The sequence below is a fragment of the Anaerostipes amylophilus genome (assembly GCF_025567365.1).
Lineage (GTDB): Bacteria > Bacillota > Clostridia > Lachnospirales > Lachnospiraceae > Anaerostipes > Anaerostipes amylophilus.
In genome coordinates, this window is record NZ_JAOQJG010000003.1 from 347,843 (window position 1) to 360,656 (window position 12,814).

Consider the following 12,814-nt stretch of genomic DNA (forward strand, 5'->3'; position numbering starts at 1 on the left):
ATATTGTATGGAAATTCGAAAGAGGAAACCAATAGGAAAGAAAAATATCAAGTATATTGAAGAACTGTATGCAGAATATTCAAAAAGGTTGTTTTTCATTGCAAGAAAATATGTTGAAAATGAAGATTTTGCAGAAGATGTTGTACAGAGTGCATTTGCGAAAGTGTTGACATATCCTGATGGTATTTTAAAAGTGCCGAGAGATGAAGTGTTTTATTTTTTGTCTACAGTTCTAAAACATGAAGCGTATGATATTATTCAGGAAGAGAAAGATAATGAACATGAAAGTCTTGTTTATGACGATGGGACGGAAGGTGATTTTATTGAAGATCCGAGAGATAACTATCTTCAGATGATAGATTTGGATTCATTAAAATATAATCTTTCTCGAATGAAAAGACGTCATCGAGATACATTATTATTTCGGTATGTTTATGGCTTAAAATGCAAAGAGATTGCAGACATATTTAAGATTTCAGAACGAACGGTAAAAATACGATGCAGTGAGGCGAGAGTTCAATTAAAGAAGATGATGGAAGAGGACGAATTATAAAGAGAGATAAGAAAAAGGTTAGCGATAAAATTGTGCTAACCTTTTTCTTAATATTATTGATTTGTAACGATCTCGGTCAACTTGCTTCCAACTTCTTCATATTTTTCTGGGAAGAAAATACGAATTGTATTTTTACCGCTTTTGATCTTTTGAAGATTCAAAGTGAATGTCTTATCGTGCATATCATTGGAAACAGGAGCTGAATTAAAACTATCGATTACATTTGATACCAGTTGTTTTTTAGCATCAGATAACTTCTCAATATGCAGAGGCTTTAACTCATCTAAAGTTGTTTGTTTTGCCTGCTTGAAAATATCAAGGTAATTAATATATTGGCTGGAAACTTTTACAGTTGATTCTTTGTCATTTTTCTTAACGACAGAAACTTTATATTCCAAAGAAACCAGTTTCTTGCTGATTGCTTTAAAAATGTCTTTTGCCTGTGATTTTGTGATCGCAACTCCAGCATCTTTAAAACTTTTCTGGATTGTAGATACCATAGAGGACTGATAGGTTTTTAAAGTTTCCTTTGATTCCTTAGAATCAATTCCAAGATCAGTCATAGCAGAGGTGTCTTGCCTGATGATCAGATCATAAAAGGCCTCCATTGTCTTGTCTGGTTTTGCAATCGCATTGGTTTGTCCGCATCCGGCAAGAGATAATAATAACAAGATACCTAATACACCGGACAGGATTTGTCTGTAAATCCTACGTTTCATACTCTTTATCCTTTCTGTTTATTTGTATATTTAATATTATATGGATTTTGCCAGATAAAGTCAATCATTGTCGAAAGCTGCTCAAAGGTATATAAGATTTGCGTTTGCGTAACAAAAAGTTGTGTGTTAAACTAAATAACCGAAAGATGAAAAGGAGTGTTTTGTATTTATGGCAAGTAAAACATATGATGCTAATAGTATTTCAGTTCTGGAAGGATTGGAAGCTGTCAGAAAACGTCCTGGAATGTATATCGGAAGTGTATCTACAAAGGGACTAAATCATTTAATATATGAAATCGTAGATAATTCAGTGGATGAATTTCTTGCAGGATATTGTAATGAGATCACAGTTTCATTAAATAATGATGGGACTGCAACGATCATAGATAATGGACGAGGAATTCCAGTTGGAATCAATGAAAGAACAGGAAAGACAGCAGTTGAGATGGTATTTACTATGCTGCATGCGGGTGGTAAGTTTGGAGATGGAGGATATAAGATATCAGGAGGCCTTCATGGAGTAGGTGCATCTGTGGTAAATGCATTATCTACATGGCTTACAGTGACTGTCAGACAAGGCGGAAAGATTTATCAGCAAAAGTATGAAAGAGGAAAAATCATAACACCGCTTGAAGTGATTGGAACATGTCGAAAGTCTGATACAGGAACAAAGGTACAGTTTCTTCCGGATCCAGAAATTTTTGATAAAACATATTTTAAAGCAGCGATGGTAAGAAACCGTTTGCATGAGACAGCATATCTGAATCCAAACCTTACGATTCATTATATTAACCAAAGAGAAGGTGAAGAAACCACAGTTGATTATCATGAGCCAGAGGGAATCTGTGCATATGTAAAAAAATTAAATGAAGGAAAGCAAATGCTTCATGAACCAGTTTATTTTAAACGTATGGTTGATGGAATTGAAGCAGAGGTGGCTTTTCAGTATACAGAAGATTTTGGAGAAAATATTCTTGGCTTTTGTAATAATATCTATACGATCGAAGGTGGAACACATATCACTGGATTTAAAACGAAATTCACAACGATCATGAATCAGTATGCGAGGGAGATAGGCGTTTTAAAAGAGAAAGATGCAAACTTTACGGGAACAGATGTAAGAAATGGTATGACAGCGATTGTTTCTGTAAAACATCCTGAGCCAAGATTTGAAGGACAAACGAAGACAAAACTTGATAATCCAGATGCAGCCAAAGCAGTTGGAGAGATTGCAGGAGAAGAACTTGTTTTATATTTTGATAAGAATTTAGATACATTAAAGAAAGTGTTGGCATGTGCAGAAAAATCTGCAAAGATTCGAAAAGCAGAAGAAAAAGCAAAGACGAATATGCTAGTGAAACAAAAGCTATCAATTGACAGTAATGGGAAATTGGCAAACTGTGAAAGCAGAAAAGCAGAGGAATGTGAAATCTTTATCGTTGAGGGAGATTCTGCAGGAGGTTCTGCAAAAACAGCAAGGAATAGAAAAACACAGGCAATTCTTCCAATCCGTGGAAAAATCTTAAATGTAGAAAAAGCAACGATGGATAAAGTACTTGCAAATGCAGAGATCAAGACAATGATCAATTCTTTTGGATGTGGATTTTCAGAAGGATATGGAAATGATTTTGATATTACAAAGCTTCGTTATCATAAGATCATTATTATGACAGATGCCGATGTGGATGGAGCACATATTGCCACGTTACTTTTAACATTTTTCTACCGTTTTATGCCGGAGCTTATTACACATGGACATGTATATCTTGCAACGCCTCCATTATATAAGGCAATGCCAAAAAAAGGAGAAGAAACATATCTTTATGATGATGTGGCACTTTCTAAATACCGTGCAAATCATAAAGGAAGCTTTACATTGCAAAGATATAAAGGCTTAGGTGAAATGGATGCACAGCAGTTGTGGGAAACAACATTGAATCCAGAGAGCCGTACTTTAAAACAGATTGAGATCGAAGATGCGAGAATGGCATCAGATGTAACTTCCATGCTTATGGGAAGTGATGTGCCGCCTCGCAGACAGTTTATTTATGAAAATGCAAATGATGCGATGCTTGATATATAAAAAGAAAGGAAAACATAAATAATGTCAGAACATATTATTAAAGCGGAATTTTCTGAGGTTATGCAAAAATCTTATATTGATTATGCCATGAGTGTTATCTGTGCAAGAGCATTGCCGGATGCAAGAGATGGTTTAAAGCCAGTACAAAGACGAGTGCTTTATTCTATGGATGAGTTAGGCCTCCGCTATGACAGACCACATAGAAAATCTGCTAGAATTGTTGGAGATACAATGGGTAAATATCATCCCCATGGAGACAGTTCGATTTACGAATCATTAGTCGTTATGTCACAGGATTTTAAAAAAGGAATTCCGCTAGTAGACGGACATGGTAATTTTGGTTCCATTGAAGGAGATGGAGCTGCGGCCATGCGATATACAGAGGCAAGACTTCAAAAGATTACACAGGAAGCTTATCTGGCGGATCTGGATAAGAATGTTGTTGATTTTGTATCCAACTTTGATGAGACAGAAAAAGAACCAGAAGTACTTCCAGTTAAGATACCGAATCTTTTGGTAAATGGTGCGGATGGAATTGCGGTAGGTATGACAACAAGTATTCCACCACATAATCTTAGTGAAGTAATTGATGCGGTGAAAGCCTATATGCGTAAGGAAAGTATTACGAATGAAGAATTAATGGAATATATTCAAGGACCGGATTTTCCAACAGGCGGTATTGTGATCAATAAAAAAGATCTTTTAAATATTTATTCTTCAGGAATCGGAAAGATAAAATTAAGAGGAAAAGTGACTTTGGAACCTGCAAAGAAACGAGGAGAAAAGGATAAACTTGTAATTTCAGAGATTCCATATACAATGATCGGGAATAACATATCTAAGTTTTTATCTGATATTGTATCACTGATTGAAAATAAAGTAACAACAGATATCTTAGATATTTCAAATGAATCATCAAAAGATGGAATCAGAATTGTTCTAGAACTGCGAAAAGGGGCAGACGTGGAACGCCTTAAAAATCTTTTATACAAAAAGACAAAGCTTGAAGATACATTTGGTGTTAATATGCTTGCAATCGTCAATGGACGGCCAGAGACATTGGATTTAAAAGGAATCATTGAAAATCATACACAGTTTCATTACGAAGTAACTAGAAGAAAATATAAAACGTTATTAAATAAATTATATGAACAGCGCGAGATCAAGGAAGGATTGATCAAGGCTTGCGATATGATAGATTTGATCATCGAGATCATTCGTGGAAGTAAAAATCAGAAAGAAGTTAAGGCATGTCTTACAAAAGGAGATGTTGGTAATATCAGATTTCAGTCATCTGATTCTATGATCGAAGCAACAAAACTTTCATTTACAGATAAACAAGCAAGTGCGATCCTTGATCTGAAATTATATCGTCTGATCGGTTTGGAAATTTTAATGCTTAAGGAAGAATATGAAGAAATTGTTACAAAGATCGCAGAATACGAAGATATTCTGGCTAATGAAAAATCATTAAAAAATGTAATACGAAAAGAATTAGACTTGATCAAAAAAGAATTTGGATCACAAAGAAAAACCATTGTTGAAGACGCAAAAGAGGCAGTTTATGTTGCAGCACCAATTAAAGAAGAGACCGTTTATTTTGTGATGGATCGCTTCGGTTATTCGAAAACAATGGATAAAGCAACATATCAGAGAAATAAGGATAATATTTTAAAAGAATATAAATTTATTGTGCCTTGCATGAACACAGACAAAATCTGTGTGTTTACCAATCTTGGACTGATGCATCAGATTAAAGTGCTTGATATTCCGGCAGGTAAGTTCCGCGATAAAGGTGTACCGATTGATAATCTTTGTAATTATGATAGTGCGAAAGAATATATTATACAAGTACTTGATGTCCAGACAATGATACATAGTACGTTGCTATTTGCAACTGCAAAGAGCATGTTAAAGGTAATGGATGGAGACTTATTAAATGCATCAAAAAGAACAGTACAGGCGACAAAACTATCCGAAGATGAACTGGTTGCTGTAATTGTGGCAGATTGGAGTGAAGAATCTGAGGATAAAGTTGTTTTACAGACAAAAGATGGAGTATTTTTAAAATTTCCATATGCAGAAATTCCGAAGAAGAAAAAAAGTGCACTTGGTGTGCGAGGAATGAAATTATCTAAAGATGATCTTATCACGAATGTATATGTTATGGATGCACAAAATATAAGTTCCATTATGTATAAGGAAAAAGAACTCGAATTTAACAGATTAAAATTGTCAAAACGAGATACGAAAGGAACTAAGGTCCGCAGATAAAACAGAAAGGAAATGTTATGAAAGTTGATTTGATCATACCGACTTATAAACCTGGAGAAAAATTCAAGAAATCATTAAAACGACTTGCACAGCAGACAAGAAAACCAGACAGGATCATTTTGATTAATACAGAAGCACAATATTTTGATGAGGAGATGATACGTCCATATGACAATGTGGAAGTGTATCATATTAAAAAAGAAAACTTTGACCATGGGGCAACAAGAGATTATGGAGCCTCACTTGCAGAAGATGCAGATATTTTAATGTTTATGACAGATGATGCAATTCCAAAAGATAAATATCTAGTAGAGAATTTGATAAAGGCGTTTAATGATCCAAAAGTTTCAGCAGCATATGGAAGGCAGATGGCAGATCCAAAGAAAAATTATATCGAATATTATACAAGAATCTTTAATTACCCAGAAGAAAGCAGGATTAAGAGGAGAGAAGATCTTGATACGCTGGGAATCAAAACTTTTTTTTGCTCTAATGTATGCAGTGCTTATAGAAAGACAGATTATGATGCAATGGGAGGTTTTGAACACAAAACAATTTTTAATGAAGATATGATCATGGCCTCTAAACTGATCGAAGATGGAAAAGCTGTTGCCTATCAGGCCGATGCAAGAGTCTGGCATTGGCATGATTATAAAGCAATGCAGCAGCTTCATCGTAATTTTGATCTTGCTGTATCACAGGTGGATCATGGAGGTTTGTTCTTGAAAGTAAAATCTGAATCCGAGGGAGTTAAAATGGTTATTTCAACGATCAGACATTTGATAACTAAAGGAAAAATTTATCTGATTCCGAAATATGTGATTGATTCTGGATTCAAACTGATTGGTTATAAGCTTGGAAGAAACTATAAAAAGCTTCCGAGATGGATGATCTTAAAACTTACAATGAATAAGACGTACTGGAATTTTAACGAAAACTTAATAAAATAATCTACAGTTTTTATTGATTCTATGATATAATGAGTAACCGAAAGCAGTCAATTGCGAGGAGGACACGAATGAAGATTAGAAAGTTTAAGATTATCCTGAGTATTTTTCTGATAATCGGAATTGCCGTTGGAGGAATGCTTGGATATTATGATGCACGATTAGAAGCATCTGTGAATCAGGGAAAATCATTAAATTCGGTTGATGTTGGAGATAATCTTACGTTTAACAAAGATGTTGTGAATATTTTACTTGTAGGATCTGACCATGGTGCTATTAAGGGAGATCATGGACGTTCAGACAGTATTATGATCGCTACTGTGAATTTTAAGAGCAAAGAATTAAAACTTACATCATTGATGAGAGATATGTATGTTGAGATTCCAGGTCATGGACACAACAAACTCAATGCGGCATATGCATTTGGAGGAGTCGAGTTATTGTATAAGACGATCGCGAAGAATTTTGGAATTAAGATTGATAATTATTGTGTTGTTGATTTCTCAACATTTGAGAAAGTTATCAATAAAGTTGGCGGAATTGAGATTTCATTAGAAGAGAAAGAAGCAAAATACTTAAATACAACAAACTATATTTCAAAGAAGAAATATCGTAATGTGAAAGTTGGTAAACAGACATTAAATGGAAATCAGGCATTAGGTTATGCCAGAGTACGTTATGTTGTATCTAAGAAATACGGAGATGGAGATTTTGGAAGAACGGGTCGTCAGAGAGCAGTTCTTCAGGCAGCTTTGAATAAAGTATTACAGCAGAGCCCAACAACAATTGCAGATATTGCGCTTGAAGCATTAAAAGATGTGTCAACAGATATGAATGCAAGCTATTTAAAAACACTTGTATTAAAAGTTGTGAAAATGGGAACAACGGAGATCGATCAGATGAGGGTCCCAGTGGAAGGCACTTATAAGATGGGACGTGCACAGAGTAATATGTTTGTATTCTTTACAAACTTTAAAGCAAACAAAGCAGCCCTTAAATATTTCTTGTTTGATAAAGGAACAGAAAAAGACTGGGCAAAAGAATATGGTGGAACTTCAAATGTAGAAATGTTTGGATATGGAAGTGCATCTTCTGATTCAACATCCAGTACGTCAAGTACAAGTAGTTATCGTTCAAATTATAATATTGATACAAGTGACTACACAACAAGAAGTACAAGAAGATCAACTTATGCAACAGAGAGCAAAAGTACTTATCATCGAAGTACAGAAAGTACAACTTCAGAACCTTCGACATCAAGGGTAACTACAGCAGAGCATCATACAACAGTTGCAACAGAGTCGAAACCTGCAGGTGAAGAAGAATAAATTAAAAGCAATTAAAATGAAAATGTGTCAAGAAAGAATGGTGGTTAGAGCTACATTCTTCCTTGACACATATTTGTATAATTGGTAGAATAAAAAAAGTTACCAATACCCTGTAATATACCATTACGGTGATGGAATAAGAAAAGGAAAGGAAATAAAAGATATGCGACAGATTGTTCTTTCTATTTTAGTAGAGAATACTCCCGGAGTATTAAGCCGAATTTCTGGTTTATTTACAAGAAGAGGGTATAATATAGACAGTATCACAGCATGCACAACACAGGATCAGAAGTTTTCAAGAATTACGATTGCGGTTAGTGGTGATGATATGATTTTAAAACAGATCAAGAATCAACTTTCCAAGCTGGAAGATGTCGTAAAGATTTTTGAACTGGAGAATAGCAAGTCTGTTTGCAGAGAATTGATTCTTGCGAAGGTTCGTGCAAATAAGGCAGTGAAACAGGAAGTTGTCACGATCGCAGATATTTTCAGAGCAAAAGTTGTGGATGTATCTAAAGATAACTTGATGATCGAGTTAACGGGTAATGTGAATAAAATTGAAGCATTTATCAATTTGATCAGTGATTTTGAAGTGATTGAACTTGTGAGAACAGGAATCACTGGTTTATCAAGAGGGGAAGACAATTCCCACGTATTTTAATTTACAAGTAATGGGTCATGACCCTTACTATATAAGCCAAAAAATGGAGGAATGAAAAATGGCAAAGATTTATTATCAAGAAGACTGTAACTTATCACTGTTAGATGGAAAAACCATCGCTATTATCGGTTACGGAAGTCAGGGACATGCACATGCCCTTAACTTAAAAGAGTCTGGATGCAATGTTATCATCGGTCTTTATGAAGGAAGCAAATCTTGGAAGAGAGCAGAAGAACAGGGATTTGAAGTGTTCACATCTGCAGAAGCTGCCAAGAAAGCTGATATCATCATGATTCTGATCAACGATGAAAAACAGGCTAAATTATACAAAGAAAGCATCGAACCAAACTTAGAGCCAGGAAACATGTTAATGTTCGCTCATGGTTTCAATATTCATTTCGGATGCATCACACCTCCAAAAGATGTAGATGTAACTATGATCGCCCCTAAAGCACCAGGACATACAGTAAGAAGCGAATATCAGGCAGGAAAAGGAACTCCTTGCTTAGTAGCTGTTGAACAGGATGCTACAGGTAAAGCATTAGACTTAGCACTTGCTTATTCTTTAGGAATTGGTGGAGCAAGAGCTGGTGTTCTTGAAACAACATTTAGAACAGAAACAGAAACAGACCTTTTTGGAGAACAGGCAGTACTTTGCGGTGGTGTTTGTGCATTAATGCAGGCTGGTTTCGAAACATTAGTAGAAGCTGGATATGACCCAAGAAACGCTTACTTCGAATGTATCCATGAAATGAAACTGATCGTAGACTTAATCTATCAGTCAGGATTCGAAGGAATGAGATATTCTATCTCTAACACAGCTGAATATGGTGATTACATCACAGGACCAAAAATTGTCACAGAAGATACTAAGAAAGCTATGAAACAGATTCTTTCTGATATCCAGGACGGAACATTCGCAAAAGACTTCTTATTAGATATGTCTGATGCTGGATCTCAGGTTCACTTCAAAGCTATGAGAAAATTAGCTTCTGAACATCAGTCTGAAGTAGTCGGAAAAGAAATCCGTAGCTTATATAGCTGGAGTAATGAAGATAAATTAATCAACAACTAGATTTTGTTTATCTTACATAAGAATATAAAAGATCAGAGATTTTAGATTTCTGATCTTTTTCTTTTATAAAATTATATAGACAGTTATGTGTCGGGAAGGAAGAAGATTAATGAAATTTGTGATTCAAAGAGTAAAAGAAGCATCTGTAAAAGTAGATGGTGAATATACTGGAAAGATAAAAAATGGGTATCTGGTTTTGATCGGAGTCGGCCACGAAGATACAAAAGAAGAAGCAGATAAATATATTAGAAAAATGATCAATTTACGCATTTTCGAAGATGAGAATGGGAAAACAAACCTTTCTCTAAAAGATGTAGGAGGAGAGTTGCTATTGGTATCTCAGTTTACACTCTATGCAAGTTGTAATAAAGGAAACCGTCCTAGTTTTACACAAGCTGGAAATCCTCAAAAAGCGGAGCAGTTATATGAATATATCATTGGTGAATGTAAAAAAGAAATAGATATCGTGCAGACAGGAGTATTTGGGGCACATATGGAAGTTTCTTTGATAAATGATGGTCCATTTACGGTTGTTCTTGAAGATTTGTAGTGGTAAAATAAATATAACAAATGATTATATTTTTTAAGAAAGGATGATGACGTTATGGATTTGACAAATGGAATTAAAAAGGCATTTTTGGCAAGTGTAGGTGCAGTGGCTACAACGGCTGAAGTTACAAAAGACATCGTTGAGAAAATGATCGAAAAAGGCGAACAGACCGTAGAGCAGGGAAAAGTTCTGAATCAGGAACTTAAGCATAATGCAAAAAAGAAAGTAAAAGAACATGTTTCTGTAGAAGTCACAAAAAAATACGATGATGCGTTTGAATGCGTTGATGAGATGTCAGCAGAAGATCTTGAGTTGTTAAAAGAACGAATTGCAAAGGCAGAAGCACTTCAGGAAGAAAAACAGGAAATGGAAAGTGAAGAATCTGAAACAATGGATTTTGGGGAAGAATCAATCAATTCAGAAGCAGCAGAAGATCTGGAATGATTAAAAAGAGGTTTTTATGAAACAGGAAACAGGGAGACTAAAGGAGATTCTTCATGTATTAAAAGAACATAAAGTGACACAAGGGATTGATCCAGTTAAATTATGTGGAATTTTAGAAGATCTTGGGCCGACGTATGTAAAGCTTGGACAGATTATGTCAATGCGTTCAGATATACTGCCAGAGCGTTACTGTAAAGAACTTGCAAGACTTCGCACGGATGTAAAGCCAATGGATTTTAATACTGTATGGGGGATTCTTAAGAAAGAACTTCATAAAGAACCAAATGAGATTTTTCAGAAGATTAACAAAGAACCAATCGGATGTGCATCAATTGCACAGGTTCATAAAGCTGTGTTGAAAGATAAAAAGAAAGTTGTATTAAAGATTCAGAGGCCAAATATCAAGCAGATAATGGAAGAAGATCTTACATTACTTAAGAAGGCCTCTGGATTTTTAAATTTTGCAACAGGAACAGGAGATCTCATTGACTTTAGGAAAGTGATCGATGAACTTTGGGAGACTTCCAAGGAAGAGATGGACTTTATTAAGGAAGCACAGCATCTAGAACGATTTTATAAGAATCAGGAAGATGTCAGATATGTAACCTGCCCGAAAGTATATAAAGAATATTCGAATCGTCATCTTCTTGTTATGAGTTATATAGATGGAATACAGATCGATCATATTAAAGAATTGGACGAAGAAGGATATGATCGTTATGAAATCGGACAGAAAACAGCACAGAACTATTGCAAGCAGATTCTTTCAGATGGATTTTTTCATGCAGATCCACATCCAGGGAATCTATGGATCAGTGAAGGGCAGATCGTATGGCTTGATCTTGGAATGGCAGGAAACTTATCAGAACATTATCGTGCAATCATGAAACGTGCGATTACAGCGATCTTAAAGAATGACATCTATGAGCTTAAGAATGCATTTTTATCATTTGGCAAAGCAACACAGAAGATAGATCATGCTAGTTTATATACAGATCTTGATGATATGGTCGGCAAGTACATGAACATGGATTTTGGAACCATGGATCTTGGCGAGTTGATGGAAGATGCACTGGACTTGCTGAAGAAACATAAGATAGCAATCGATTCAGACATTACGTTATTAGCAAGAAGTATGGTAACGATGGAAGGAACCTTAAAACTTTGTTCACCACAAGTAAATATGATCAAGATTTTGACATCATATATGTCTGCGAACATGATAAATGAGATTGATCCTAAGAGAGAAGTAAAACACGCATTAAGAGATATTTATGGATCATCTAAAAAATCTTTGGAGATTCCAGCACAGATATCAGATCTATTGAATATCACGAAGAATGGACAAGTAAGGATTAATCTTGAGTCATCACAGATGGATGAAGTAAGACGTGATATGAAAAAAGGAATGGATCATTTGATTCTTACATTGATCGTTATGGCGCTATGGTTTAGCTCTGCTTTACTATGTTTAAGTGATGTTACTCCAAGAATTGATGGAATGCCATATATTAGTGTGGCTGGTTTTATTACGGGATTAGTTATTGTTATTTATTTGCTGATTAAAATGATCATACAAAAAGGAAGACATAGGAAATGATAACACAGATGGGAAACATAAAGATTGAGATTCAGCGTAGAAAAATTAAAAATATGAATATTTATATCAAACCTCCGAAGGGAGATGTTCTTGTCACTGTACCGATGAGAATCTCTGATGAAGAGGTTTTTCGATTCCTTAAGAAGAAAGAACAATGGATTTTGAAAAATCATGAAAAAATGAAGAATCAAAAAACATTTCAACAAAAGGAGATTTCGATAGAACAGCGAAAGTGGCTGGAAAATAAGATTATAGAATATGCAATGAAATGGGAACCTGTAATGGGAGTTCATTGCACTGGTTTTATGATCCGGAATATGAAAACCAGATGGGGAAGCTGCAGCATTCACAGTAAAAAGATTCGAATAAATCTTCAGTTGGCAGCAAAACCAGAAGAATGTATAGAGTATGTGTTAGTGCATGAATTATGTCATTTGCTAGAGCCAAGTCATAATGAGAGATTTTATTATTTTATGGATTTATACCTTCCTGACTGGGAAAATCGGAAGAAAAAGCTCAACGTTTGATTGTGAAGAAAGTGCTAAAAACGAATTTTTATCTTACATTTTTTGAAATTTTG

General features: G+C 35.0%; 12 protein-coding genes. 11 read left to right on the plus strand and 1 reads right to left on the minus strand.

The genetic code is table 11. The features are described 5' to 3' along the window. Nucleotides 1-7 precede the first annotated feature (7 nt). Nucleotides 8-553: an RNA polymerase sigma factor gene (locus tag OCV53_RS06185; protein WP_055197151.1), complete on the plus strand. Its 546-nt coding sequence runs from the start codon at nucleotides 8-10 to the stop codon at nucleotides 551-553. A 53-nt stretch (nucleotides 554-606) separates the two neighbouring features. Here OCV53_RS06185 and OCV53_RS06190 read toward each other — a convergent pair whose 3' ends face one another. Next, complete coding sequence (locus tag OCV53_RS06190; RefSeq protein ID WP_055197153.1) at nucleotides 607-1,272, minus strand: hypothetical protein; 666 nt, start codon at nucleotides 1,270-1,272, stop codon at nucleotides 607-609. Nucleotides 1,273-1,441: 169 nt separating this feature from the next. On the opposite strand from OCV53_RS06190, the gene OCV53_RS06195 reads away from it, so the two are divergent. From OCV53_RS06195 to OCV53_RS06240, 10 genes are all read left to right on the plus strand, one after another. Then, nucleotides 1,442-3,355, plus strand: coding sequence for a DNA gyrase/topoisomerase IV subunit B (locus OCV53_RS06195; protein ID WP_022374324.1), 1,914 nt, complete (start codon nucleotides 1,442-1,444; stop codon nucleotides 3,353-3,355). Nucleotides 3,356-3,376: 21 nt separating this feature from the next. After that, nucleotides 3,377-5,629, plus strand: coding sequence for a DNA gyrase/topoisomerase IV subunit A (locus OCV53_RS06200; protein WP_055197154.1), 2,253 nt, complete (start codon nucleotides 3,377-3,379; stop codon nucleotides 5,627-5,629). 17 nt (nucleotides 5,630-5,646) lie between these two features. Further along, entirely contained in the window at nucleotides 5,647-6,579 is a 933-nt protein-coding gene (locus OCV53_RS06205) for a glycosyltransferase family 2 protein (protein ID WP_055197156.1), read from the plus strand. 68 nt (nucleotides 6,580-6,647) lie between these two features. Next, nucleotides 6,648-7,904 carry an LCP family protein gene (locus tag OCV53_RS06210; RefSeq protein WP_022374321.1) on the plus strand — a complete coding sequence of 419 codons (1,257 nt, stop codon included), beginning with the start codon at nucleotides 6,648-6,650 and terminating at the stop codon, nucleotides 7,902-7,904. 163 nt (nucleotides 7,905-8,067) lie between these two features. Then, the gene (gene ilvN / locus OCV53_RS06215; RefSeq protein WP_022374320.1) at nucleotides 8,068-8,565 is read left to right on the plus strand and encodes an acetolactate synthase small subunit; all 498 of its coding nucleotides are present in this window, start codon (nucleotides 8,068-8,070) and stop codon (nucleotides 8,563-8,565) included. A 58-nt stretch (nucleotides 8,566-8,623) separates the two neighbouring features. Then, complete coding sequence (gene ilvC / locus OCV53_RS06220) at nucleotides 8,624-9,640, plus strand: ketol-acid reductoisomerase (RefSeq protein ID WP_022374319.1); 1,017 nt, start codon at nucleotides 8,624-8,626, stop codon at nucleotides 9,638-9,640. A 109-nt stretch (nucleotides 9,641-9,749) separates the two neighbouring features. Further along, entirely contained in the window at nucleotides 9,750-10,190 is a 441-nt protein-coding gene (gene dtd / locus OCV53_RS06225) for a D-aminoacyl-tRNA deacylase (protein ID WP_022374318.1), read from the plus strand. Between the two features lie 54 nt (nucleotides 10,191-10,244). Further along, entirely contained in the window at nucleotides 10,245-10,634 is a 390-nt protein-coding gene (locus OCV53_RS06230; protein ID WP_055197158.1) for a hypothetical protein, read from the plus strand. A 16-nt stretch (nucleotides 10,635-10,650) separates the two neighbouring features. Next, nucleotides 10,651-12,234 carry an ABC1 kinase family protein gene (locus OCV53_RS06235; RefSeq protein WP_055197160.1) on the plus strand — a complete coding sequence of 528 codons (1,584 nt, stop codon included), beginning with the start codon at nucleotides 10,651-10,653 and terminating at the stop codon, nucleotides 12,232-12,234. Continuing rightward, nucleotides 12,231-12,761: a M48 family metallopeptidase gene (locus tag OCV53_RS06240; RefSeq protein WP_055197162.1), complete on the plus strand. Its 531-nt coding sequence runs from the start codon at nucleotides 12,231-12,233 to the stop codon at nucleotides 12,759-12,761. Before OCV53_RS06235 ends, OCV53_RS06240 begins: the two co-directional genes overlap by 4 nt. Nucleotides 12,762-12,814: the final 53 nt, after the last annotated feature.